A 25,317-nucleotide genomic window follows, 5' to 3' on the forward strand; every position below is an offset into this window, starting at 1 on the left:
GAGCCACGGGCGCCGGACCGGCCAAGACTGGAGCGAACGGTGCCCGTGGCCCCGCCGCGGACTCCCAGGGGGGAACCGTGACGGACACCCGAGGACCGAAGGCGCCGGACGAGACCGGGGCCGAGGCCGCCGCCGGCGCGGACAAGCCCGCGCAGCCGTACCAGCCGCCGCAGGCCTACACGGCGCCCGCGGGCCCGGGTGCGCCGCGCGGCGGCGGTGCGCCCGCCGGTCAGCGCAAGCCGCGTACGCCGGTCCGTACGACCCCCCGGACGCGCAAGGCGCGGCTGCGGGTGGCCAAGGCCGACCCGTGGTCGGTGATGAAGGTCAGCTTCCTGCTGTCGATCGCGCTGGGCATCTGCACGATCGTGGCGGCGGCGGTGCTGTGGATGGTCATGGACGCCATGGGCGTCTTCTCGACCGTCGGCGGCACCATCAGCGAGGCGACCGGATCGAACGAGGGCAACGGCTTCGACCTGCAGGCGTTCATGTCGCTGCCGCGCGTGCTGATCTTCACGTCGGTGATCGCGGTGATCGACGTGGTGCTGGCGACGGCGCTGGCGACGCTGGGCGCGTTCATCTACAACCTGTCGGCGGGATTCGTCGGCGGCGTCGAGCTCACCCTCGCCGAGGACGAGTAGGCCTCCCGGCGGAGCGCCTGCGAAGGGTCGGATGACCTGCGCAGACGCCCCCCGGGAACAGATTTTGGCCTGACCGGGTCTGTGCGCTAATCTTCAGGAGTCAGCGCGCAGCGCGGATGGGGCTATAGCTCAGTTGGTTAGAGCGCATCCCTGATAAGGATGAGGCCACAGGTTCAAATCCTGTTAGCCCCACAGTGTCGAAGACCCCCAGGCCCAAGGCCTGGGGGTCTTCTTCGTTGGGCCGGTTGGTGGGCCGCCAGGTCACCGATCGGTATCGGTCGGTGTGTATTGTTGGGCGCCAGAAGTCCCCTACGTCAACGAAAGACGAGGTCGCGCGGTGAAGAAGCTGCTCCTGGTCGCACTGGCCGCCATCGGCGGGCTCCTCGTGTACCGCCAGATCCAGGCGGACCGCGCCGAGCAGGACCTGTGGACGGAGGCAACCGACTCCGTGCCCTCTGGTTCCGGTGTGTGAGACCGAAGGCTGAGTTCATGAAGCCCCGGCTGCCGCTGCGGCCGGGGCTTTGTGCTGTTCTGTGACGAAAACTTGCGTTTTGCAAAGATTTGGCTTGCGGTAGCAAATTCGGGGTGGGCGTGATGGGTCGGGTACGGACGACGGTGTGGGCGGCGGCCCTCGGCATGGCGGTGGCCGGCGTGCCCGTGACCGCGTACGCCGACGGGAGCGCGCCCCAGCCCCTGCCGGCCTACCGGGCCGCCGACGGGGCCGGGCGGGTCGAGGGCAAGCCCTCCACGGCGGACGCCCCGCTCATCGAGGCCGGGAAGACCTACGAGGACACCATCGGGCCCGGGGACCGCCTCTACCGGCTCGTCCTGGAGAAGGACGGCTCCAACGTCTACGTCTCCGCCGTGGTCCGGCCGCCGGCGGGCGCCAAGGTCTCCGGCAGCGACGGCATCGAGGTGGAGCTCATGACCACCGCCGGGCGCTCCTGCCCGGCGAGCACGGGCCGGGCGACCTTCAACTACGACGCGGTGCCCCTGGCCGCCGCCGGGGTCCGCTGGGGGGCCGAGGACGCCGACTGCGCGCCCGCCGGCGTGTACTACGCGAAGGTCACCCGGACTTCGGCCAAGGACTCCGACCAGAGCCCCTGGCCGCTGGAGCTCAAGGTGCAGCGCGAACCCGGGCGGGGGGCGGGCGTTCCCACCACCGCGCCGAGCAACCTGCCCACCGGAGCCCCCGCGCTGCCCGGCACCGAGGCGGTGGGCCGCACCGGCGGCACCGGCTTCAACGACGCGCGGGCCCTGGGCGCGGGGGTTTGGCGCGACGAGATGCGGCCCGGGCAGACCCGCTGGTACCGCGTCCCGCTGGACTGGGGACAGCAGCTCGGCCTCGGGGCCGAGCTGTCCGCGGCCCGGGTGACCAAGAAGTTCACCTCCGCCTCGGGCGGACTGGCCGTCACCCTCTACAACCCCTACCGGGGCCAGGTCGCGGACGAGAACACCTCCTACGACGGGGTGCAGGCCGGCATCACCCTGGAGAAGACCCCGCCCGTCGGCTACGCGAACCGTTTCTCCAGTGACCGCGAGGTCCAGCCGGTGAGCGTCGCGGGCTGGTACTACGTCGCCGTGACGATGGGCGGGAAGGTCGCCGACTTCACCGAGGACGCGGTGCCCGTCCCGCTGACGCTGCGGCTGGAGGTGACCGGGACCCCGGCCAAGGCGCCCGCGTACCAGGGCGATCCGGCCGCGGGCGGCTTCGCGGTCGGGGCGGACGACCGGACGGCGGCCCGGGAGGGGCTCACCGCCCCGGAGGCCGCCGAGGCGGCCGGGACCCGCTCGCTGATGCGCGTCGTGGCGGGCGCCGGCTTCGGCACCGGTGCGGTGCTGCTGGCGGTGCTGGGCGGATGGGTCCTGCTCGGCCGGCGGGGGCGCGGCGCTACATCCGCGTGAGGGCCCAGACGCCGACCGCGAAGCACAGCAGCGCCGCGGCGAGCAGCGAGGCCACCGCCTTCGGCGGGGGCGGGGCGATGCCGCCGCGCGTACGGACCGGCGCGGACGCGGGAGCGGCCGGGACCGCCGCGGTGGCCGTTCCCGGGGCGCCGGGGGCGGCCGGCGGGGGCAGGTGGAAGCTGCCCGTCTCCGAAGGCCCGTACGAGGGCCCGTACGAGGGTGCGTACGGGGTCCCGTACGAGGGTGCGTGGACCTCGGCGGCGGCCTGCCGCGGGACGGGCGGCGCCGTGGCGGAGGCGCCGCGGGGGTCGGTACGGGTGGGCTCCGCGGCCACCGTCACGGCGGCGGATCCGCCCGGGGCGGAAGCGCCGGCGGTCGGCGGCTGCGGGGGCGGCGCCGACGCGGACCCGGTCGCGGGTGTGGACGCGGGTGTGGACGCGGGTGCCGACGATCCCGTGCCCGTCGGGCCGTCGGGGCCGAAACCGGGCGGAAGCGGGCCGAGTTGGTCGAACACCTCCACCGGATCCTCGTCCGGGGCGGGCGGGGGCAGCAGTTCCACGGCCTCGGCAAGGGCCTTGCGCGCCCCTGTGGCCGTCCGGAAGCGGTTCTGGGGGTCGGGCTGCAGGAGGTTCGCGATGACGTCCCAGAGCGCGGCGGGGACGTTCTGCGCTGCAGCCGGGGTCCCGTGGGCGAGGAAGTGGTCCACCAGCGCCTGGGAGTCGGGTTTGCTCCCCTGGAGGAGGTAGAGGGCGACCAGTCCCACGGCGAAGAGGTCCGCGGCGAAGTCGGGCTCCGCGCCCATCAGTTGCTCGGGTGCGAAGTAGCCCGGCGTGCCGACCACGTAGTTCGTCTCGGTCAGCCGGGGCTCGCCCTTGCGCATGGAGATGCCGAAGTCGGACAGCCGCAGGTGCGGCCGCCCGCTTCCGGTGGCCTCCAGCAGGATGTTGGCCGGTTTGATGTCGCGGTGCACCACGCCTTCCGCGTGCACCGCCGCCAGGCCCGACAGGAGCTGGTCGAGCAGCGTGCACACGAAGCGGGGCGGGAGGGCGCCGTAGTCCCCGATCACGTGGCCGAGGGAGCCGCCGCCGACCAGGTCCATGGTGAAGAGGACCTTGTCGTCGTCGGCGGCCCAGCTGGCGGGAGCCAGTACGTGCGGGTGGTCGATCCGCAGCGCCTGCTCCCGGACGAACCGCAGCAGCGTGTGGGCGTCGCTCTGCAGGAGCACCTTCGCGGCGACGTAGCGGCGACGGCGGTGGTCCCAGGCCCGCCACACGGCACCCGCGCCACCGCGCCCGATCGGATCGATCAGCTCGTACCGGCCGGCGAAGACCTCACCCATCGCTGCGCCCGTCCCCCGTCACCCGTTGTCCGCCGTCGTGCGTGTCAGTTCTGGTGCGCCTCGTAGTGGGCGACCGCGTCGGCGGTGCGGCCCGCTCCGTACACCCGGAGGAACTCTGCCAGTTCCGGGTGGCTGGGGGCGAGGCTGTTCGCCGCGTCGATGATGTCGCCGGCCGCGGAGACCGAGCGCAGCAGCGACTGGATCTCGCGGACCACGCGCTTGACGGTGGGTGCGCCGGAACCGGTGGTGGTCTGGCCGCTGCTGCTGAGGACGGATCCTCCCTGGGTCTTCTTGATCTCGTCCATCCGGTCGGTCGCCTCCGCCGCGCTGACGCTGCCGTCGGCCACCTGTCCGGCGAGGTCCTGGAGGGCCTGGACACGCTGGACCACGGCAGGGTTGCCGATCTTGGCGCGCTGGCCGCTCATCAGCTGGGACAGCATGGGCGCCGACAGCCCGAGTACGGCAGCGAGACGGGCCTGGTTCAGGCCGAGGTCGTCTATGAGCCGGCGGAAGAGCGCTCCCAGCGGCTCTCCGTACCAGCTGCGCTGAAGCTCTCTGGCTCTGGCCGTGGCCTCTTGCTGTACTGCGTCCACTCTTACTACTCCCCTTCGCTGGTGCGAACCTCGCGAGCATCTTACGGAGCGTGGTTGCAGGGCGGGAGTCCCTATCATTTTGCGAGATGAGGGGGTAAACCCGGTACTCTGTTCTGCGGAACGACCACATCCCTCACGCGGGACCGGTGCGTCCAGTTCCACGGGGCCTTAGCTCAGTTGGTAGAGCGCTGCCTTTGCAAGGCAGATGTCAGGAGTTCGAATCTCCTAGGCTCCACATCGAAATGCTCCCTGACCTGCGGAAACGTGGGTCAGGGAGCATTTTTTCATGCCGGTCGGCGGCTGCGTTCCCGGCCGTGCGGCGCGCGGTGGCTCCCGGGCCTCGAAGGTCTGCCCGGCCGTCCCTCCCCGAGGTGCCCCCGCAGGCCCGGGGCAAGGGGCCCGCGGTGCAGTGGGGGATATGTCGTTGCCGGGCCGGTGGCCGTCCGAAAGTATGGTGGATACATCTATCGGCCGGGGCCGCGCGTGCGGGCAACTCGACTTCGACCTCGATGCATTGGGTCGGCTGAAGTCTCGCTAAAGCGGCGGGTCGCGGTGGCGCCGGAGTGGCGTACGCCACGGTAGAGGGGCCGTCGATCAAGGTACGGTCGTATGCGTACCTCCGTTTGGAGACGTACCTGCATGCAATGAGGGGGAACTCAGCCATGTCCACGACCCTGGCCACCGAACTCAGTTACGCGAGCACCGTGACGCGGGCCCTTGTGCACCGAGCGGCCGTCTGCGAGGTGTTCCTCACGGACTCGGTCCGGGTGGCCGAGGACGAATACCTCATCGCCGCGCAACTTCCGCGCGTGCACAGCTACTACAACGACCAGATCACCTCGCCGGCCGTCTACGACCCGCTGCTCCTCGTCGAGGTCTTCCGCCAGGCGTCGATCTACGCGGCCCACACCTTCCTCGACGCCGCGATCGACGAGAAGTTCATCTTCAACGGCGGCGAGATGATCGTCACCGACATCACCGCCCTGCACATCGGCACACGGCCGGGTCACGCGCGGATCCACGCCCGGCAGGCGGGACTGAAGCACCGCGACGGCGTCGTCACCGGCAGCACGCTCGACATGGTCCTCACGGTGGACGGCCGTGAGGCCGCGACCATGCGCACCACCTGCCAGTGGATGCCGGGCCGGGCCTGGGACCGGATGCGGGAGAAGGGCCGGGCCTCGCTCCCGCTCAACACCGCCCGGCCGCACCACACCGGACGCCGCGTGCCCCCGGTGGCCGTGGGCCGCGTCTCCCCGCACAACGTCGTGCTGTCCGAGACCGAGGTCCGCGAGCACGAGGTGCTCACCCAGGTCATCGTCGACCAGGCCAACCCGGCTCTCTTCGACCACCCGCTCGACCACATCCCGGGCGCACTGATCTTCGAGGGCTTCCGCCAGTCCGCGGTGCACGCCGCGCACGAGCTGTTCGGTCTCTCGCCCCAGGGGCTGCTGCTCACGCGCGTGGAGACGGACTTCACCCGCTTCGGCGAGTTCGAGCTGCCCACGGACTGCCTGGTGCGGGTGGTGCAATCGCCGACCCCGGACACGGTGGCCTTCGAGATCACCATGACCCAGGAGGACCAGATCGCCCGGGCCAGGGTGCACCTCGCCCTGACCAGCCCCATCGGCGGGGCGCTGCTGAACCGGTTCTCCCACGCCACCGCCGGCGCCTGAGAGCCCGTACCCCGTACCCGGGCGACACAAGGAGACACCGCAGTGCCCCAGCCCATGATCTGGTTCGACTTCGGCGGCGTGCTCTCGCCGCCGCTCGACGAGCTCTTCGACTCGTACCACGCGCGTACGGGCATCACGCCACGTCAGATGAAGACCGCGCTGGCCGCGGTCGCGGCCGAGCTGGGCGTCGAGCCCCTGGCACCCCTCGAACTGGCCCTGCTCACCGAGGCCGAGTGGGGACGGTCGATGGTCCGCGTCCTGCGGCAGGCCGACCCCGGCATCGACCTGTCCCGTGCGCGCTTCGAGGAGTTCGGCCGGCAGTGGTTCGAGGGGGTCCGCGCCAACCCGGTGATGGTGGCCACGGCCCGGCACGCCAAGGAGCACGGCTACCGGGTCGGGATCCTCAGCAACAACGTCGTCGAGTGGGAGCCCTACTGGCGCGCGATCGTCGAGCCCGTCGGCGAGGTCGACTGCATCGTCGACTCCTGCGTGGTGGGCGTCCGCAAGCCCGACCCGGAGATCTTCCGGCGGGCCGAGAAGGAGGCGGGCGTGCCTGCCGCCGAGTGCGTGCTGATCGACGACCTCGCCGAGAACTGCGCCGCGGCCCGCTCCGTCGGCTGGCGCGCGGTGCACTTCCGCAACAACGCCCGGACCGTACGCGAGCTGGCGGGCCTCACCGGCCTGCCCGCGCTCGTCTGACGCACCCCTCTTCCCCACGGAGCACACATGACCACCACCGTCACGTCCGCGGCCGTCACCGTCACGGACATCCCCCACCTCGACCCCGTCCCGGCGTTCACCGTGCTCGACGAGCGCGGCCCGGGCGGCGTCCCGCTGATCCAGCTGCCGAGCGGCCACAAGGTCGCCCACCTGACCCGTTACGCCGACGTGCACAAGGTGCTCACCGACCCGGCGTCCGGTCGCACCGAGACCAACGTCGAGGACGGGCCGAGCTTCCTGCCGACCGTGATGCCGAAGGAGCTGCTGCTCAACCTGGACGCCCCGCACCACGCCCGGATCCGCGGCTTCGTCGCCACCGACTACAGCGCCGCGGGCACCGAGCGGCTGCGCCCGGTGATCGGCGAGGTGGTGGACGAGGGCATCCGGCGACTGCGCTCCAGCGCCTCCCCCGACCTCTTCACCGACCTCCTCGACCGGGTCCCGGTCACCGTCAACGCCCACTTCCTCGGCTTCCCGGTCGAGGACGTGCCGTACTTCCGGCCGTCGTCGCGGATCGTGCAGATCGCCTCGCACGAGGACGTCCCGGATCTGGTGCAGCACTTCTACCGGGTGTACGGATACGTCGAGGACCTGGTGACCGGCGTCCGGCCGGTGGTGCCCGGCGGGCTGATCGACCGCTTCCGCGCCGACCGGGACCGGGCCGAGCCGCCGCTGGACGACGCCGAGCTCACCGGCATCTTCTTCGGCTCGCTGCTCGGCGGCGACCAGAACGTCGTGTCCGTGCTGACCAAGTCGGTGTACGCGCTGCTCGCGGCGCCCGCGCTGTGGCGCCGGCTCGCCGACGATCCCGCGATCGCCCCGCGTCTCGCGGAGGAACTGATCCGTCTGATCCCGCTGGGGGCGATCTCCGCGTTCCCGCGGATCGCGGGCCGAGACCTGGAGACCACCGCGGGGGTCGTGGCGCAGGGCACCGTGGTCTACCCGGACGCCTTCGCCGCCAACCGGGACCCCGAGGCGTTCCCGGACCCGCTGACCGTCGACCCCGACCGCGCGCCGGCCAAGCGGCACCTGCAGTTCGGCTACGGAATGCACCACTGCATGGGTGCCGCGCTCGCCCGCATGGAGATCGTGACCGTACTGACGCGTCTGGCCCAGGAGTTCCCGAACCTGGCCCTGGCCGTCGACCCGGCCGAGGTGCCCTGGGACAACGGAACGGTGCTGCGGCGCCCGACATCGCTGCCGGTGCGGTGGTGAGCCGGTGGTGAGCCGGGGTACCGGCTGACGGGGCGGCGCCGGGACGGGGGCGGGCACGGGGTTTTCGTGCCCGCCCTTCGCCGCGCCCGTCAGCGGGGCTCGCCGAACCACTGGCGCAGCGTGTCGGCCAGCGGGCCCCCGTCCGGGGCCCACGCGACGTATCCGTCGGGTCGGACGAGGACGGCGTCCCAGGGCATCGGGACGGCGGTCGTCGCGGCGACCGTGCGCAGTACGTGGGCCCAGCGCCCGGCCTGTTCGAGGTGTACCCCGCCGTCCTCGCCGAGCAGGATCAGCACGGGACGGCCGGGCAGCAGCAGCCGGGTCAGGTCGGTGGGGCCGTCGTCCGTGGTGAGGGGCAGGTTCGGCAGGAAGCGGCCCTCCCATCGGGAGCCGGGCCCGCCCGACGGGGGGTACGCCGTCTCCTGGGCGCTGATCATGTGACCGAGGCGGCCCTTCACCTCGTCGAGTCCGAGCAGCTCGGTGACGAGGTCGCGCAGCGGGTCGAGGCCTGGGTCGGGCCGCATGAGGGCCAGCTGGGCCCGGGTGTTGTCGATGACGCGCGCTCCGGCGGGCCGCCGTTCGGCGTCGTAGGTGTCGAGCAGGTCCTTGCCCGCGGTGCCCGCGAGGGTGTGGGCGAGTTTCCAGGAGAGGTTAAGTGCGTCCTGCAGACCGAGGTTGAGGCCCTGCCCGCCCACGGGGAAGTGCACGTGGGCGGCGTCGCCGGCGAGGAACACCCGGCCCTGGCGGTAGTCGCGGACCAGGCGGGCGAAGTCGCTGAAGCGGGAGAAGAAGACCGGGTCGGCCATCGGCACGCTCCGGCCGAGGATGCGCTCACCCTCGCGGCGCAGCTCGTCGAGGGTGAGCGGGGAGTGCCGGTCGGGGTGCGGGCCGCGGAAGTCGATCGTGATGAACCGGCTGTGTCCGTACGGGTTGACGCCCGCCACCGTCCAGCCGCGCGGGGTGCGGTGCCAGCCGTACGGCACGTGGTCGGGGTCGGTCAGCCGCACCAGGCCGAGCAGGGCGGACACGGTCGCGGGGTGCGTGTCCTCGGGGAAGCCCAGCCGTTCGCGTACGGTGCTGCGGGCGCCGTCCGCGCCGATGACGTATTCGGCGGTGAAGCGCCGTACGCCGTCCGGCCCTTCGGCGCTCACCTCGACCGAGTCGGGTCCCTGGTGGATGTCGCTCACGCGGTGTCCGCGCAGCACGGTGACGCCCCGGGCGCGGGCCCGCTGTTCGAAGTCCCGCTCCAGGTCGGCCTGCGAGCGGCCGACGATGGGTCCGGGCTCGGTGGCGGGGGCGGTGATGACGAGCCCCGGCATGCCCGCGAAGTGGAAGGCGTCGGCGGAACTGCGCCGCAGCCGGTCCTCGGTGGCGGCGTGCGCGTGCAGATGACCGCGCCGGGCGAGGCCCTGCACGGTGCGGGCGTGCAGGGTGCCCGCCTTGGGCTGGTCGAGGGTCCGTGGTTCGGCTTCGAGCACGACGGTGGAGACGCCGTAGTGTCCCAGCTCGGCGGCTGCGAGCATCCCGACAGGTCCGCCCCCGACGACCAGGACCTGGGCGTGTACGGGGGCGGGGCGGATGTCGTGGAGGGCACGGTTCATGGGGGCGCGGGTCCTTTCCTGGTGCCGCCCCGCCGGTCGGACACGGTGTGCCGCGGCAAGCGCGGTGGCGGCGCGGGTGAACGCGGGAGGCCCGGCGCCTTGACGGGGGAATCGGGGCGCCGGGCCGGTCTCGGGGGTGTCGTGCGGAGCGGGGGGAGCGCGGTGCGCGCTCCCCCCTGCTCACCGGACGGTCACGCGGTGTTCTTGGCGGGGCCGCCGCGCAGCAGGGCGGCGACCACGGCGCAGAGCACGACGCAGACCGCGGCGAGTCCCCACAGGACGGTGTGGAACGCGGAGTCGTAGGACTGGGCGAGGAAGTGGGTGAAGCCCTCGGTGTCCACGGCACCCGAGACCTCGGTGGCGCGGGCGAAGTCACCGCCCGCAGCCTGGTCGGCGACCTGGTCGGCGTTCGCGGCGCCGGCGTAGTCGCCGATGCCGTCCTCGATGCGGGTGCCGAGGACGGTCGCGAGGACCGATCCGTAGACCGCCACGGCGATGGCCTCGCTGCCGAGGCGCAGCGTGTTGAGGAAGCCCGCGGCCATGCCGGCCTTCGCCGGGTCGATCAGCTCCAGCGCCTGGCCGTCGACGAGTCCGGCCGAAAGGCCCATGCCCGCACCGGTGACGAGCATCGGCAGGGCGACGACGAGGATCTTCACGTCCGGCGAGAAGAGCGTGAGCGCCAGATCGCCGACGACCAGGCAGGCGAGGCTGACGTAGATGAGGGTGAGCGCGGAGATCCCGCGGGTGACCAGCTTCGCGGCGAGCATCGGGCAGACCAGCACGGGCGCGGTGAGCAGCAGCATGATCAGGCCGGCGGCGCCGGTGTCACGGCCGGTGGCCGCGGTCAGGTAGCTCGGCAGGTAGGTGAGCATGGTGACGAAACCGAAGGACGCCGCGACGGGCACCAGGCACAGGCCGACGAAACGCCGGTTGCGCAGCACGCTCAGGTCGAGCATGGGGTGTTCCCTGCGGTTCTCGACCACCGCGAAGACCGCGAGGACCACGACGGCACCCGCGAACAGCGCCAGCACGCCGGTGCTGCCCCAGCCCCACTGCGAGCCCTGCACGATGGCGGTGGTCAGCAGCACCATGGCGACGACGAACAGCGCGCTGCCGGGGACGTCGATGCTCGCACCGCTGCCGCCGTCGGCCGGCATGGCCTTGGCGATGGCGGGCACCGCGAGCAGTACGAGGAGCAGGGCGACGGCGTGCACGGCGAACACCCAGCGCCAGCCGAGGCCTTGTACGAGTACGCCGGCCAGCGAGGGGCCGATGGCCACGCCGACGCCCGCGACGGTGCCGAACAGGGCGAACGCCTTGGCGCGTGCCGGGCCGTCGAACACGGTCGCGATGATCGCCGCGCCGCAGGAGAAGATCGCCGCGCCGCCGATGCCGGCGAGGGCGCGGGCGCCGTCCAGCCAGAGCACGTTGGTGGCGAGCGCGCTGGCGAGCGAGGCCACGGCGTAGACGGCGGCGCCGGCCGCGAAGGCCTTGACCCTGCCGACGATGTCGGCGACGGATCCCCAGACGAGGGTGAAGCAGGCGAAGGCGACGTTGAAGGCGTTCACCACCCACTGCAGGGGGGCGAGGCCGGCGTCGGTGTCGGCGCCGATGTCGGGCAGCGCGACGGCGGTTCCGGAGATCGACATGGGGACGACGAACACCGCGAGGAGCACCGCGGCCAGGGTGAGGGTGCGGCCCGGCTGCCCTTCCGCCTGCACAGGTGGCGCGGCCGACGACGTGGTCTGCGTACTCATGGGGGCACAACTCCAGGCTCGGCCCGGCCGGCGGCGCGACCAGGTACGGTTCGGATCGAACCTTAAGCTGACACAGAAGAGAGGTATGATGCAACCCGTACCTCAGGAAGGAGTATGCGATGCCCGATGAGGATGGCCACCCCTCGCTCGAGGAGATGAGCCTGCCGGCCGTACTGAGCGCGCTCGCCGACCCCCTGCGCTACGCGGTCGTCTCCGCCCTGTTGAAGGAGCCGGAAGGCACGGCGCGGACCTGCGCGTCCTTCAACCTCCCGGTCTCGAAGTCGACGATCACCCACCACTTCAAAGTCCTGCGCGAGGCGGGCCTGGTGGGACAGGTGGACCGCGGCAACAGCCGGGCGGCGACCCTGCGCCGGGCGGAACTGGACGAGCGCTTCCCCGGCCTGCTGGACCTGATCCGCGCCAACCACTGACCACTCGGCACGGCCGGCCGCCGTGAGCCGGCGAACCGGCGCGCCGTGCCCCCCCCCGCACGTCTGTGAGCCCTCGGGCACCGTGCCGCACGGACGGCGCTGTCGAACAGCGCCGCGCCGAGCGGCTCCCAGGCATGCCCCGGGCGGGCCACTTCAAGGAGGGACACCATGACGACAAGCAAGGGGTTACCGGCCGGTCGCGCCATCGCGGTCGAGGGTGGGGAAAGCGCCGACCTGGGCGGTCTGCTCGTCAGGGCCGCGGCGCGGTACCCGGAGCACGGGGTCCGCTACTGCTCGGGAGAGCGGCCCCTCGACCACACGCTCCGCACCTATCCGCAGCTCCTGGAGGACTCGCTGCGTCTGCTGGGTTCCTTACGGGAGGCGGGCGTTCGCCCCGGCCGGGTCGTGGCACTGCTGCTGGAGCGGCCCGAGGAGTTCGTCCCGGCGTTCTGGGCCTGCCTGCTCGGCGGGATCACCGTCTGCCCGCTGGTCCCCGTCCGGAACGACCCGCAGCGCTGGGCAGCGCAGTTGGGCCACGTCGACACCCTGCTCGACGGGCCGCTCCTGATCACCGACAGCCGGACCCGCGAGACGCTGCCCGCCGTCGAGGGTCTGGCGGTCGCCACGTTCGAGGACCTGGTCCTGGCGGGGGCCGGCACGGACGCGCGCACCGTGGCCGCGGCCGAGCCCGGCCCGGAGGAGGTGGCGCTGCTGGTCCTCACCTCCGGTTCCACCGGCGCCTCCAAGGCCGTCCGGCTCACCCACGCCAACCTCCTGGCCTCGATGGCCGCCAAGGCCGCGGCGCAGTCGCTCACCGCGCACGACGTGACGCTCAACTGGATCTCCTACGACCACGTCGCCGCACTGCTGGAGGCGCACCTCCTGCCGCTGTCCGTGGGAGCCGTCCAGCTGCAGGTCCCGCCCGAGCCGGTGCTGGCCGACCCGGTGCGCTTCCTGGAACTGATCGACGCCCACCGGGTGACGATGACCTTCACCCCCAACTTCCTGCTCGGGCTGATCAACAAGGCGCTCGACCAGTCGTCCACCCCGCCGCCCCTGGACCTCTCCTGCCTGCGGCACATCGTCTCGGGCGGTGAGGCCAACCCCGTCGTCACGGGCATCGGCTTCCTGGAGCGGCTCGCCCCGTACGGGCTGCACCGCGGCGCGCTCTGGCCCGCCTTCGGGATGACCGAGACCTGCGCCGGCAGCATCTACAACCGGGAGTTCCCCGACGCCGACCGCACAGCCGAGTTCGCGGCGGTCGGCCGGCCGGTCGACGGCCTGCGCATCAGGGTCGCGGAAGAGGACGGCGTCACGCCGCTCCCCGACGGCGAAGTCGGCGAGGTACAGCTCACGGGCCCGATGATCACCAGCGGCTACCGGAACGACAAGGACGCGACCCAGGCCGCGTTCACGGCGGACGGCTGGTTCCGGACCGGAGACCTCGGCCGGCTCTCCGGCGGGCGGCTGACCCTCGTGGGCCGGAGCAAGGACAGCGTCATCGTCAACGGCGTCAACTACTACAGCCACGACCTGGAGTCCGTGCTCGACGGCCTCGAAGGCGTCGAGAAGTCCTTCGTCGCCGCCTTCCCCACCCGCCCGCGGGGCAGCGACACCGAGCAGCTCGCGGTGGCGTTCGCGGCCGACCCGGACGTGGCCCGCGACGAGGCGGCGCTGCACCGCCTGCTCATCGCGATCAGGAACAGCGTGGTGCTGCACTGGGGCTTCCGCCCGGCGCTGCTCCTCCCGCTGCCCAAGGACGCCTTCCCCAAGACCAGCCTGGGCAAGATCCCCCGGTCCCTCATGCGCCGCCGGCTGGAGTCCGGCGACCTCGACGAGCACATCGCGTCGGTCGCGGAACTGGTGACCCGGCAGCTCGGCGGGCACGTCGCCCCCGAGGGCGCAGTCGAAACCACCCTCGCCGAGCTGTACGCCGAACTGTTCGAGGTGGAGCCGTCCGCGATCAGTGCCACGGCGGGCTTCTTCGACCTCGGCGGGACCTCGCTGGACATCCTGCGCCTCAAGAGCCTGGTCTCCCAGCGCTTCCCCGACGCCGACCTGCCCGTGCTCGCGATCCTCACCTCGCCCAGCGTCCGCGCGCTGGCCGCGCGCATCGAGGCGGGCCGGAGCGCGGAGCGGGCCCCCTACGATCCGGTCGTCGCGCTGCAGACCAGCGGCGACGGGACACCGCTCTTCTGCATCCACCCCGGAGTCGGCGAAGTGCTCGTCTTCGTCAACCTGGCCAAGTACTTCGTCCACGAACGGCCCTTCTACGCCCTGCGGGCCCGCGGCTTCAACCCCGGGGAGAAGCCGTTCGAGAGCTTCGAGGAGATGACGCGCACCTACGTGGACGCGATCCGCTCCAGGCAGCCGCACGGCCCCTACGCGATCGCCGGTTACTCCTTCGGCGCGGCGGTGGCCTTCGAAGTGGCCAAGCGGCTGGAGGCCGACGGCGAGCGCGTGGACTTCCTGGGCAGCTTCAACCTGCCGCCGCACATCAAGTACCGCATGGACGAACTCGACTTCGTCGAGACCGCCGTCAACCTGGCGATGTTCCTGGACCTGGTGTCCGCGGAGCAGGCCAGGACGCTGCCCGCCGAACTGCGCCCGCTGAGCAGGCAGGAGCAGCTCGGTCACCTCATGGCGATCGCACCCTCGCACCGGCTCGCCGAACTCGACCTGGACCTTGAGCGGTTCACCGCGTGGGCCGACCTCGCCGACGGCCTCACCGGCCTCGGCCGGACCTACCGGCCGTCCGGCAGCGTCGCCGCGATGAGCGTCTTCTACGCGATCCCGCTGCGCGGCAGCAAGCAGGACTGGCTGAACGGCGAACTCAGGCGCTGGGAGGACTTCACGCGCGGGACGCCCCGGTACATCGACGTGCCCGGCGAGCACTACACCCTCATGGGGCCGGAGCACGTGGCCGCCTTCCAGTCGATCCTGCGTGCGGAGCTCGACCGTGCCCTGACCGGACCTGCCGGCGCCGACGGCGCGGAAGGAGCGACCCCTCGATGCTGACCGGAAAGAAGATCCTGATCACCGGTGCCACCGGCCTGGTGGCGCGCTCCGTGGCCGAGACGCTCGCGGAGCACAACGAGGTGTGGTGTCTCGGACGCTTCTCCGATCCCGGGACGGCACGCCGGCTCGCCGAGCGGGGGGCGAGGACCTGGCGCTGGGACATGGCCGTGGACGCCCTGGACGGCGTCCCCGACGACTTCACCCACGTGCTGCACGCCGCGGTCGAACGCGGCAGCGGGGACTTCGAGGACGTCGTGGCGGTGAACTCCGTCGCCACCGGACGGCTGATGACCCACTGCCGCTCCGCCGAGGCCTTCCTGTTCGTCTCCACCAGCGCGCTCTACGCGCCGAGGGCACTGGACCACCTGTACACCGAGACCGACCCGCTGGGGACCGAGTCCCCGTGGCTGCCGACGTACCCCGTCGGAAAACTGGCCACCGAGGGCGCCGTGCGCGCGCTCGCCGTGACGCTCGGCCTGCCCACGACCATCGCGCGGCTCAACGTCGCCTACGGGCCGCACGGGCACGGCGGGCTCCCGACCATCTTCTTCCGGCAGATGCTGGCCGGGGAGCCGATCGCGGTGCCCCACCGGGGACAGCACTACTGCTCCCCCATCCACACCGACGACATCGCGCGCCACGTGCCACGGCTGTGGGCCGCGGCCGGGACGCCCGCCACCGTCGTGAACTGGGGCGGGGACGAGGTCGTCGGCGTACGGGACCTCATGACCCACGTCTCCGAGCTCACCGGGGTGCCCGTCGACTTCGTGCCGAGCGACGTCACCCGTGCCGTCGGCGCGTACGACGACACCCGCCGCAGGAGCATCGCCGGCCCCTGCGGGCGGACCTGGCGCGAAGGGGTCCGCCAGACCATCGAAGCCCACTTCCCCGGCGCCCTCGACACCACCTCCCGGATATGAGGAATTCCACCGTGACCATGGAACCCAACGCCGAACCCAACGCCGGACCGAACGCCGAACCGGACGTGCTGGGACTGCTGGAGCGCGCCCTGAGCGCCAGCTGCGCGGCCTCGCTGCGCGCCGCCGTGAAGCTCGGCCTCGCCGACGCCCTCGGCGACGCCCCCTCGACGGCCGAGGACCTCGCCGCGGCGGTGCGGGCCGACCCGGACGCGCTGCGCCGGCTGCTGCGCTCGCTCACCTGCTTCGAGGTCTTCGCCGAGGATCCCGAGGGCCGGTTCGTCCACACGGAGGTCTCGCGGCTGCTCCGCACGGACGCCGCGGACGCCCTCGACCAGCTCGTGCTGTGGATGACCGAACCGTGGACCTGGGAGCTGTGGGGCCGGCTCGACGAGTCGGTCCGCTCCGGGAAGGACGTGTTCGTCGGCCTCCACGGCAGGGAGTTCTTCGACCAGGTGCACGTCGCCTGGCCGGAGTCCGCCGCCGTGTTCGACCGCGCCATGACCCAGGCGAGCCGGCAGTCCGCAGCTGCCGTCGCCGCCGTCCTGCCGCTTGCCGGGGCGCGGACCGTCGCCGACATCGGCGGCGGGCAGGGCTTCCTGCTGGCCTCGCTCCTGGAGCACCACCCCGATGTGCACGGGGTCCTGTTCGACCGGCCCGACGTGGTGGCGGGCGCCGACGGGCGCCTGCGCGACGGCGGGCCGCTCGCCGAGCGGGTCCGGCTGGTGGCCGGCGACTGCCGCGAGGAGATCCCGGCCGACGTCGACACGTACGTCTTCAAGAACGTCCTGGGCATGAACGACGAGGACGCGGTCGTGGTCCTGGCCAACCTCGTGAAGGCAGCCCCCGCGGGCGCCGGCGTGGTCATCGTCGAGAACTTCGTCGACGACGGCCCGGGACAGAGGTTCAGCACCGCGATGGACCTGCGGATGCTGCTCACCGTCGGCGGCAGGAAGCACACCCGGGACGGCCTGCTGGGGCTCGTGGAACGGGCGGGACTCGTCGTCCACGACGTACGCCCGGTCAACTCCTACCAGCACATGATCGTGGCCGCGACCCCCGCGTAGCGGCGGACGGCGAGAGGAGGACGCAAGCCCATGACCGAGACCGCCGACGTACTGGTGGTGGGGGCGGGCCCCACCGGCCTGCTGCTGGCCGGGGACCTGGCCGCCGCCGGCGTGCGGGTCACCCTGCTGGAGCGGCGCGAGAGCGCGGACGCCCGGGCCGCGCGCGAAATGACCCGCTCCTTCGCGGTGCACGCCCGCACCCTGGAGGTGCTGGACGCACGGGGACTCGCCGACGAACTGGTCGCACGCGGCCGGACGGCGCCCGTGGTGGGGGTGTTCGGCAAGCTCGAACTGCACCTGCACCGCCTGCGCACCCGTTTCCCGTTCGCGCTGATCACCCCGCAGTACAACCTGGAGGAACTGCTGGAGGGGCGCGCCGTCGCCGCCGGGGTGCGGATCCTGCGGGGCGCCGAGGTGGTGGCCCTGCGCCGGCGGGAGGACGGCGTAGAGGTGGAGACGGCCGGAGCGGGCGTCTTCGACGCACGGTACGTGGTGGGCTGCGACGGGGTGCGCAGCACGGTTCGGCGGCTGACCGGCATCGACTTCCCCGGCCGGTCGGTGGTGCGCTCGGTGATGCTGGCCGACGTCCGGCTCAAGGAGGTGCCCGTGGACGCCGTGACCACCAACTCCAACGAGCACGGCTTCGCCTCCCTCGTGCCCTTCGGCGACGGCTGGTACCGGGCGATCGGCCGGATCGCCGGCGACGACAGGCCCGATGACGCACCGCTGGCGGTGGAGGAGCTGTCCGGACTGCTGCACCGGGTGCTCGGCACCGACTACGGCATGCACGACCCGCGCTGGATCTCGCGCTTCCACAGCGACGAGCGGCAGGCCGTGCGCTACCGCGAGGGCCGGGTGCTGCTGGCGGGCGACGCCGCGCACGTGCACTCGCCCGCCGGCGGCATGGGCATGAACACGGGCCTGCAGGACGCCGCCAACCTCAGCTGGAAGCTGGCGGCGGTGGCCCGCGGCCGGGCCGGGGAGCCGCTGCTCGACTCCTACGAGCGGGAGCGCCATCCCGTCGGGAAGCAGGCGCTGCGCGTCTCCGGGGCGATCACCCGGGGCGTCCTCGACGCTCCGCGGGGCGGCCCGGCGCGCCCCCTGCGCGCCCTGGCCCTGCCCGTCGTCTCCCGGCTGAGTTCGCTCACCGCCCTGGGGGAGCGTCTGCTGTCCGGCATCGGCATCTCCTACCCGGCGCCGCGCGGCAGCCACCCGCTCACCGGACGCCGGGTGCCCGATCTGCGGCTCGCGGGCGGAAGGCGGCTGTACGAGGTGCTGCGCGGCGGCGGTTTCGTGCTGGTCACCCGGGGGAGCCCGGTGCCGGAGACCGAGTGGCTGACGTCCGTCGCACCCGCCGGGTCGTTGCGCACCACGCTGCTGGTCCGCCCGGACGGCCACGTCGCCTGGGCCGCCGACGACCCGGACCCGGACGGGCTGCGCGCGGCGCTGGAGCGCTGGCCGGTGCGCTGACGGCCGCGAGCGGCTTTTGATTGTCCGGGGCCCGCAACGGTCGCGGGCAATCGGGCCGTACCGTGCAATCAGGGCGAGTGGTCCGGGCCGCCGATCCGGTTGTCGGGCCCTCGGCCGGCCGCCACCGGGCCGTGCCGGTCGACGTCCCCGGCCCGACTCCCAGGAGCCACTGTGTCCACGACCGCCCCGGCCCGGCCCCATCGGGCCGAACGGCTGCCCCTCTCCGCCCTCGTCGGCGTCACCGCCTCCGTGACCGTCCCGTCGCTGCGCGAGGACGACGGCGAGCACGACGGCGAGGCCGCCGCCGAGGCCGTGCGGCCGGTTCCGGCCGGGGCCTGAGATGCCGGCGAGGGTGACGGTCGTGGGCGGCGGGGTGATCGCCCTGCTCACCGCGGTCGAGTGCGTGCTCGACGGACACCGGGTCACGGTCGTGGACCAGGGTCCCGTCCCGGACGGCGGGGCCACCTCGCCGGGCCGCCGCCGCATCCTGCGGGCCCTGCGTCCCGCGGACCCGCGGACCACGGGGGCGGCGCTGCGCGCACAGCACCGCTGGGTCGAACTGGAAGAGCTGCTCCTGACGCGCTTCTACGAGCGGGTCGGAGCCCTCACCGTGCTGCCGCCCGCGGCGGCGGCGGACGGCGCGGCCCTGGTCGCGGCCGCCGGAGGCACCGCGAGGGAGCTGACCGCGGCCGGCCTGTCCGACCGCTATCCGCACCTGCACCTGGACGGCGCCCTCGGCGCGGTACTGGAGGAGGAGGCGGGCGTCCTGTTCGCCGGACGGGTCCTCGCCGCCTGCGCCGGCTGGCTGAAGTGGCAGCGGGGCGTCGAGCTGGTCGAGCACCGCGCCGTGAGCGCCGTCGACGGCGGGAGCGGCACCGTACGCCTGGCCGACGGGCGGGAGCTGCACGGTGACGCGGTGCTCGTGGCGGTGGACCCCCGATCGCGGAACCTGCTGCCCGAGGGCGTCGCCGAGCGGCTGACCCTCTACCGGCAGTCCCTCCTGCACTGCCGGGTGCCGCCGCACCAGGCGCGGGCGTGGGCGGCCACCCCGGCCATCGCCTCCCTCGGCACCCCGGGCGGAGGGAGGCTGGTCCCGCCGGTGGCCGGCAGGGGCCTCAAGCTCACCTCGGCCGCCGCCCGCCGGGTGGTGGACGAGGTCACCGACCACGCCACCGACCCGTACTGGCAGCGCACACTGGAGAGGGAGTTCGGCGACGTCCTGCCCGGCTTCGGGCCGGCCTGGGTGACCGCGGCCGAGGACGCCTACTACGCCACCTTCGCGCCGGCCGGCGGCCCGCCGCTGGCGGCCCTGGGCGGCGCGGGATACGCCTACGCGGCCTGCGGCGGGACATCCGTCGAGTTCGCGCCGCTCATCGCGCGGTCGCTCGCCGACCGGCTGGCCGGCAGCAGCCCGACCCCGACCGGTGTCGGCGCGCTGGACGGACCGCCGCCGGCCGGCCACGCCCCGCCGCTCGCGGGACTGCCGGCCGGCGGCCGGATGTGAAGGAGCGGGCAGTGGTCACGGTGGAGGACGTACGGCGGCTCGCGCTCTCCCGCGACGGGAGCGGACTGGGCTTCGCCCCCCCAGGACCTCCAGGAGCTGACGGAACTGGCCACCGAGGCCCGGCGGATGGTGGTCGCGGCCCGGCTCGCCCGCGAGCACCTGGAACCGGCCGCGCTGTCCGGGAGGCGGACCCGTGCGCCGGACTCGGCAGGCCCGGCACGTCACTGGCCAAGATCCTCGACGAACACCTCTACCTGACGATCACCCACGCGGCCCGGCAGGATCCGCAAGCCACGCCCCGGGCACGGGGGCCTCGGGGCGTGGCGCGACGGGCGGGGCCTCTTGCGTGGGGTCCGGCTGGGTCAGGGCGAACGCCCGGGCCATCGGCGTCAGCCCGTACTGCCCGGGCAGGTCCGAGTGGTCGAGCAGGCCGGCGTCCAGGAGCCGTTCGAGGAGGTCCTCGACCGGCTGGGCGGAGCGCTCGACCAGGGCGGCGAGCGCTTCGGCGGACCCGTACACGACGTCGTCCACCGAGGGCGGGTTCTCGGAGCCGGCGAACTGGCGCAGCATCAGGCGGGCCCACGGGGTCAGCTGCCGGTAGGCGTCGTCGAGGCGGGTGGCCAGGGCGTCGTCGCCCACCCTCAGCCGGCCGAGGAAGCGGGCGGGTTCCCGCCGCCGGTCGCCGATCAGGTCCGACACCGCGTGCTGGAGCATCCACTCCGGTCGGGCCGCGATGCGCCGGCCCGCCAGGTTCAGCGCCAGCGGCAGGTCACCACAGGCGTCGGCGAGGAGCAGACAGGCGCGCGGTTCGGCACCGACCCGGTCGCCGCCCAGCAGCCGGGCGAGCAGCGCCACGGACTCGTTCCGCTCCAGGGCGGGCACCCGCATCCGGCGCACCCCGTCCAGGCCGAGCAGCCGGGAGCGGCTGGTGATGAGGATGCGGCTCTCGGGCGCGGCCGTCAGCAGCTCCCGCACCTGGTGCTCGTGCCGCACGCCGTCGAGTACGACGAGCAGCCGGCGGCGCTTCAGCAGGGACCGGTACAACCCGATGCGCTGCCCGGGGTCGGCGGGGACGCGGTCGGCGGGGATGCCCAGCGCCTCCAGGAAACCGCCCGCGATCCCGGCGGCGTCGTCGTGCCCGCCGACGGCCGGGTCCAGGTTCGCGTAGAGCTGTCCGTCGGGCAGGTCCGCCGCCAGTTCGTGGGCCAGGCGCAGTGCGAAGGCCGACTTGCCCGCACCGACCTGCCCGCTGATCACCAGCGGTGCCACGGGCCGCTCCGCGCCGTGGGACCGGGCGGTCAGGGACCGGGCCTGCCGGAGCAGGGCGGACCGTCCCACCAGGGTGTGCGGTTCCATCGGGAGCTGGGCCGGCGGGGGGAGCACGGCACGCACGTCGGCGGCGCGCAGTTCGTTCTCCTGGTGCGTCTGCACGGCCTTGGCCGCGGGGCGGGGGGCGCCGTCGTCGCCTGCGGTGCGCGCCGCCTCGTGCCAGCGCCGCTCCCAGCCGGCGCGGTCGCCGCCGCACGCTTCGGCGAAGGCGAGGGCCACCTGGAGGGTCGGGAGGCGGTATCCGGCCGCCGCCTCGGAGAGGACGGACGCGGAGAACATGGCACGGGTCGCCATCTCGCGGTAACCGGGGCTGCCCGCCGCGGTCCGCAGCATGCGCAGCTCCCGGGCGAACGCGGTGACGGGTCCGGCGTCGGGGGCCAGTGGTCGCTCCAGTCTTCCCACACTCGTCTCCTTCGGCACTCGCTCTGTCCGCGGCCTTGTCGGGCCTGCCGGTGAACTGTCCGTGCGGGCCTTCCTGATCCGCTACCGGATGCTTACCGCGTGCTGGAGGGACGCCCTATGATCCCGTTGACACGGCCCTGGTCAGGGCCTGTGCTTACGGGGGGATGTCCGATGGCGGGGGCGGATAAGGAGACCTGGAAGAGAAGCACGAGGGGCCTTGAGGGGGACCTTCCGCGCTTCAACGTGCTCGGCTCGCTCGAGGGCTGGGCGGGCGGGGTACGGCTGCGGCTGGGGGGATCGATCCAGGAACGCGTCCTCTGCATGCTGCTCCTCGAAGCGGGCCGGGTGGTGCCCGTGGCCCGGCTGGTGGAGGCGACCTGGGAGAAGGACCCGCCGGCGACCGCCGCGCACCAGGTCCGCAAGGCCGTCGCCGACCTGCGCCGGCGCATTCCCACCGGGACGGCGGTGATCGCCACCGACGGGCCCGGCTACCGGGTGGTGGTGACGGACGGGCAGGTCGACCTGCTGGAGTTCGACGCGCTGTCCAGGGCTGCGGCGCAGGCCCTGCGGGAGGGCGACCGCCCGTCGGCCGCCGAGCACCTGCGGTCCGCGCTCGCGCTGTGGCGGGGATCGGTCCTGTCCGGCACGGGCGGGCCGGTGATCGAGGCCGCCGCGACGGCGCTGGAGGAGCGCCGGCTGGCCGCGGCCGAGCAGTTCTTCGATCTGTCCCTCGCGCTCGGCGAGAGCGGAGAGCTGGTCTCCGACCTGCGCGCACTGATCACGCAGCACCCCCTGCGGGAGACGCTGCGCGGGCAGCTGATGCTGGCCCTGTACCGCTCGGGACGGCAGGCGGAGGCGCTCAAGGAGTACGGGGAGGTCCGCGGGCTGCTCGTGGACGAGCTGGGGATCGATCCCGGGCCCCGGCTGGCCAAGCTGTACGAGGCGATCCTGCGGGACGGCCCGGAGCTGGCCGCACCCGAGCGGCCGGCCCCCGAGCCGATGGCCCCCGCGACGCCCGGGCCCGTACCGGCGCGGCCCGAACCGGAAGCGGCCGAACCGGCGGTCCCGGCGGGCCCGTTGCCCGAGGGGCCGATCCTCGCGGAGGCGGTCTCCGAGCAGCCGCCGCAACCGCCTTCGCAGCCGCAGCGGTTGCCGCCCGCGCAGGAGGGCGCCGCGTCGGACGACGCCCCGTGCACCCTGCCGTACGACCTGCCCGACTTCACCGGCCGAGCCCGCGAGCTCAGCCGGCTCTTCGACTACGCACAGGGCGCCTGCCGGGGCGGCGAGAGGTACTCCCGGATCGTGGCCATCGACGGCATGGGCGGCATGGGGAAGACCACCCTCGCCGTCCACGCCGCCCACCAGTTGGCCGGCCGCTACCCCGACGGGCAGCTCCACGTCGACCTTCGCGGCTTCACCCCGGGCGGCAGTCCCGTCTCACCCGCCGCCGCGCTCGACGGCCTGCTGCGCACCCTCGGCACGCCCGGCGACCGCATACCGGAGGACCTGGAGGGGCGCACCGCCCTGTGGCGGGCGAAGCTGGACGGCCGGCGGGTGCTGCTGCTGCTCGACAACGCGGTCGACGCCCCGCAGATCCGGCCGCTGCTGCCGGCCTCGCCGGGCTGCCTCGTACTGATCACGAGCCGCGGGCGGCTCCTCGACCTCGACGGTGTCGAGTGGGTGTCCATCGGGATGATGGAGCCCCAGGACAGCACCAGCCTGATGAGCGAGACGCTCGGCACGGCCAGGGTGACCGCGGAGCCGGAGGCCTCCGCCGAACTGGCTGAATTGTGCGGCCACTTGCCGCTGGCCCTGCGGATCGCGACGGCCCGGCTGCGCAACAGGCCGCGCTGGACCGTGCGTTATCTCGTCGAGCGGCTGCGTGACGAGACGCGCCGGATGGACGAGCTGAGTTCGGGGGAGCGCAGCGTCGCGGCGACCCTGCGCCTGTCGTACCTGGCGATGGACGAGGAGTACCGCACCGCGTTCCGCATCCTCAGCCTGTACCCGTGCGCCGGTACCGACGTGTACTCGGCGGCCGCGCTGCTCGGCACGGCCGTCCGGGACGCCGAGGACGCACTGGAGTTCCTGCTGGACGTCCATCTCGTACAGCAGCCGGACATCGGGCTCTACACCTTCCACGACCTGGTGCGCACCTTCGCGCAGAGCCTGCGGGGCCCGGCGACGGCGCAGGACGACGCGGTGGCGGTCGAGCGGCTCCTCGGCTACTACATGACGACCTCGGACGCGGCCTGCGAGGTGCTCTTCCCGCGCCGTGAGCAGCGGCCCACCGGGATCCCGCCCTACGGGGGCGAGCGGCCGTCCTTCCGCAACGCCGAGGAGGCCGTGAGCTGGTTCGACCGGGAACAGGCCGGGCTGCTGGCGGCGGTGTCGCTCGCCGAACGGTCCGGCCACGACCGGTACGCGGCGTGTCTGAGCCGCAACGTCGGCTTCCACCTGCACGCGCAGGGGCAGCTCGACGAGTTCTGGAGCGTCGGGCACCTGGCCGTCGCCGCGGCCCGCCGGCTCGGCGATCCGGCCCTGCTGGGGATCAGCCTGGCCAACCTGGGAGCCGCCTGCTGGAAGCTGGGCCGCTTCGAAGAGGGCCTGGACGTGGCCACGGAGGCGCGGGACACCGCGGTGAGCGCCGGGGACCGGCACACGGAGGCGCACGGCGACTCGACCATCGGGCTGCTGATGTCGATGCTGGGGAGGTACGCGGAGGCCCTGCCGCTGCTGGAGCGGTCGGTCGCGATGGCCCGGGACCTGGGCAACCCCCGGGCGGAGGCCGAGACCCTGAGCACGCTCAGCACGCTGTACGAGCGGTGGGGACGGTATCCCGAAGCGGCCGCCGCCGCCCGGCGGGCGATCGGGATCGGCCGCGAACTCGGCTACCGCAGCAACGTGATCGCGGCCCTGACCGACCTGGCCTTCGCCCAGGTGGGCCTGGCGGAGTACACGGACGCGGACGCCACGCTCAAGCGGGCCCGGGACCTGTGCGACGAGACGAAGTCGCCGGGGGACGTCGCCCTGGTGCTCGCGCTGTCCGCCCGGGTGGCCCAGGAGCGCGAGGACGGCGTGGCGGCGCGGGCGTTCGCCGAGCGGGCCCTGGTCCTGGGCCGCACGAGCGGTGCCCCGATCCGGCTCGCCAAGGTGGAGAACGTCCTGGGACGGCTCCACGCGGCATGGGGGGAACACGCGGCGGCGCTGGACCTGCACGCGCATGCCCACAAGATCGCGTCGCCCATGAGCTTCCGGGCCGAGGAGGCGGCGGCTCTGGTGGGCCTCGCCCACGCGACCGAGGCGCTCGGGGACCCGTCGGCGGCGGCCGGACACCGCACGGCGGCGGAGGCGTTGTTCGAGGTCATGGGGCTGCCGGAGCACCGCCGGGCCTACTGACCCCGCACGGGGAAGTGCCCCGTACCGCGGATCCGGTACGGGGCACTTCCCACGTCCTGCGCGGCAGCCGGCCGGGCCAGGGGACGGGGCGGGTCAGGGGACGGGGCGCGGGGAGGGGGCGCCCGGGCCCTTGTCGTCCGCGAGCACCTCGTATCCGGAGGGCTGACCGGCGTCCGCCGTCTGCGCCGTCACACCGGCTCCGGTCACCAGGGCCACCGCGAAGATCCCGATCAGTCCGACCAGCTTGCTGCGCATGTGCTGAACCCCCTGGTGTGTGCAACCGGTGCGCGGCTCCCGTGTGGTGGGGTGCCGCTTTCGACAGGACACAGACTGGCC

20 protein-coding genes and 2 tRNA genes are annotated in these 25,317 nt (G+C 73.3%); 16 read left to right on the plus strand and 6 right to left on the minus strand.

What is annotated here, in order from left to right:
* Positions 1–77 precede the first annotated feature (77 nt).
* From IG86_RS0101015 to IG86_RS0101030, 4 genes are all read left to right on the plus strand, one after another.
* Positions 78–638, plus strand: coding sequence for a DUF3566 domain-containing protein (locus tag IG86_RS0101015; RefSeq protein WP_030894020.1), 561 nt, complete (start codon positions 78–80; stop codon positions 636–638).
* Positions 639–756: 118 nt separating this feature from the next.
* A tRNA-Ile gene (locus IG86_RS0101020) sits at positions 757–830 on the plus strand.
* Between the two features lie 145 nt (positions 831–975).
* Positions 976–1,110 (plus strand): DLW-39 family protein, encoded by a 135-nt coding sequence (locus IG86_RS43860; protein ID WP_208809277.1) that lies wholly within the window; start codon positions 976–978, stop codon positions 1,108–1,110.
* Positions 1,111–1,232: 122 nt separating this feature from the next.
* Positions 1,233–2,543 carry a hypothetical protein gene (locus tag IG86_RS0101030; RefSeq protein ID WP_030894022.1) on the plus strand — a complete coding sequence of 437 codons (1,311 nt, stop codon included), beginning with the start codon at positions 1,233–1,235 and terminating at the stop codon, positions 2,541–2,543.
* Here the strand turns inward: IG86_RS0101030 and IG86_RS0101035 are convergent.
* Positions 2,530–3,882 carry a serine/threonine-protein kinase gene (locus tag IG86_RS0101035; RefSeq protein ID WP_030894024.1) on the minus strand — a complete coding sequence of 451 codons (1,353 nt, stop codon included), beginning with the start codon at positions 3,880–3,882 and terminating at the stop codon, positions 2,530–2,532. The genes IG86_RS0101030 and IG86_RS0101035 overlap by 14 nt on opposite strands.
* Positions 3,883–3,926: 44 nt before the next feature.
* A complete protein-coding gene (locus IG86_RS0101040; protein WP_030647515.1) occupies positions 3,927–4,475 on the minus strand; it encodes a helix-turn-helix domain-containing protein in 549 nt (182 codons plus the stop codon).
* A gap of 162 nt (positions 4,476–4,637) precedes the next feature.
* On the opposite strand from IG86_RS0101040, the gene IG86_RS0101045 reads away from it, so the two are divergent.
* From IG86_RS0101045 to IG86_RS0101060, 4 genes are all read left to right on the plus strand, one after another.
* A tRNA-Ala gene (locus tag IG86_RS0101045) sits at positions 4,638–4,710 on the plus strand.
* Between the two features lie 427 nt (positions 4,711–5,137).
* Positions 5,138–6,151, plus strand: a complete 1,014-nt coding sequence (locus IG86_RS0101050; protein WP_030894026.1) for a ScbA/BarX family gamma-butyrolactone biosynthesis protein — start codon at positions 5,138–5,140, stop codon at positions 6,149–6,151.
* Between the two features lie 42 nt (positions 6,152–6,193).
* A complete protein-coding gene (locus IG86_RS0101055; RefSeq protein ID WP_234308634.1) occupies positions 6,194–6,850 on the plus strand; it encodes an HAD family hydrolase in 657 nt (218 codons plus the stop codon).
* 27 nt (positions 6,851–6,877) lie between these two features.
* Complete coding sequence (locus tag IG86_RS0101060; protein ID WP_030817106.1) at positions 6,878–8,086, plus strand: cytochrome P450; 1,209 nt, start codon at positions 6,878–6,880, stop codon at positions 8,084–8,086.
* A gap of 89 nt (positions 8,087–8,175) precedes the next feature.
* Here IG86_RS0101060 and IG86_RS0101065 read toward each other — a convergent pair whose 3' ends face one another.
* Together IG86_RS0101065 and IG86_RS0101070 are read right to left on the minus strand one after the other, a co-directional pair.
* Positions 8,176–9,687 carry an FAD-dependent monooxygenase gene (locus tag IG86_RS0101065; protein ID WP_030817108.1) on the minus strand — a complete coding sequence of 504 codons (1,512 nt, stop codon included), beginning with the start codon at positions 9,685–9,687 and terminating at the stop codon, positions 8,176–8,178.
* A gap of 191 nt (positions 9,688–9,878) precedes the next feature.
* On the minus strand, positions 9,879–11,444 hold the full coding sequence (locus IG86_RS0101070; protein WP_030894029.1) for an MFS transporter: 1,566 nt from the start codon (positions 11,442–11,444) through the stop codon (positions 9,879–9,881).
* A gap of 119 nt (positions 11,445–11,563) precedes the next feature.
* On the opposite strand from IG86_RS0101070, the gene IG86_RS0101075 reads away from it, so the two are divergent.
* The 7 genes from IG86_RS0101075 to IG86_RS0101105 all read left to right on the plus strand — a co-directional run bounded on the left by IG86_RS0101075 (position 11,564) and on the right by IG86_RS0101105 (position 19,851).
* A complete protein-coding gene (locus IG86_RS0101075) occupies positions 11,564–11,875 on the plus strand; it encodes an ArsR/SmtB family transcription factor (RefSeq protein WP_030647533.1) in 312 nt (103 codons plus the stop codon).
* Positions 11,876–12,043: 168 nt separating this feature from the next.
* Positions 12,044–14,893 (plus strand): non-ribosomal peptide synthetase, encoded by a 2,850-nt coding sequence (locus IG86_RS0101080; RefSeq protein ID WP_051784905.1) that lies wholly within the window; start codon positions 12,044–12,046, stop codon positions 14,891–14,893.
* Entirely contained in the window at positions 14,887–15,813 is a 927-nt protein-coding gene (locus tag IG86_RS0101085) for an NAD-dependent epimerase/dehydratase family protein (RefSeq protein WP_030817117.1), read from the plus strand. Before IG86_RS0101080 ends, IG86_RS0101085 begins: the two co-directional genes overlap by 7 nt.
* 17 nt (positions 15,814–15,830) lie before the next feature.
* On the plus strand, positions 15,831–16,877 hold the full coding sequence (locus tag IG86_RS0101090; RefSeq protein ID WP_107051799.1) for a methyltransferase: 1,047 nt from the start codon (positions 15,831–15,833) through the stop codon (positions 16,875–16,877).
* Between the two features lie 30 nt (positions 16,878–16,907).
* The gene (locus IG86_RS0101095; RefSeq protein WP_030894033.1) at positions 16,908–18,347 is read left to right on the plus strand and encodes an FAD-dependent monooxygenase; all 1,440 of its coding nucleotides are present in this window, start codon (positions 16,908–16,910) and stop codon (positions 18,345–18,347) included.
* 171 nt (positions 18,348–18,518) lie between these two features.
* Positions 18,519–18,686, plus strand: a complete 168-nt coding sequence (locus IG86_RS42810) for a hypothetical protein (protein ID WP_157854746.1) — start codon at positions 18,519–18,521, stop codon at positions 18,684–18,686.
* A 1-nt stretch (position 18,687) separates the two neighbouring features.
* Positions 18,688–19,851 (plus strand): NAD(P)/FAD-dependent oxidoreductase, encoded by a 1,164-nt coding sequence (locus IG86_RS0101105; RefSeq protein ID WP_030894036.1) that lies wholly within the window; start codon positions 18,688–18,690, stop codon positions 19,849–19,851.
* A 261-nt stretch (positions 19,852–20,112) separates the two neighbouring features.
* Here the strand turns inward: IG86_RS0101105 and IG86_RS0101110 are convergent, their stop codons facing one another.
* The gene (locus IG86_RS0101110) at positions 20,113–21,582 is read right to left on the minus strand and encodes a dimerization domain-containing protein (protein ID WP_030817128.1); all 1,470 of its coding nucleotides are present in this window, start codon (positions 21,580–21,582) and stop codon (positions 20,113–20,115) included.
* A gap of 243 nt (positions 21,583–21,825) precedes the next feature.
* On the opposite strand from IG86_RS0101110, the gene IG86_RS0101115 reads away from it, so the two are divergent.
* Complete coding sequence (locus tag IG86_RS0101115) at positions 21,826–24,981, plus strand: AfsR/SARP family transcriptional regulator (protein ID WP_063761483.1); 3,156 nt, start codon at positions 21,826–21,828, stop codon at positions 24,979–24,981.
* A gap of 93 nt (positions 24,982–25,074) precedes the next feature.
* Here the strand turns inward: IG86_RS0101115 and IG86_RS42815 are convergent, their stop codons facing one another.
* Entirely contained in the window at positions 25,075–25,236 is a 162-nt protein-coding gene (locus IG86_RS42815; RefSeq protein ID WP_157854747.1) for a hypothetical protein, read from the minus strand.
* Positions 25,237–25,317 lie beyond the last annotated feature (81 nt).

Origin of the sequence: Streptomyces virginiae, assembly GCF_000720455.1 — a bacterium.
GTDB lineage: Bacteria > Actinomycetota > Actinomycetes > Streptomycetales > Streptomycetaceae > Streptomyces > Streptomyces virginiae.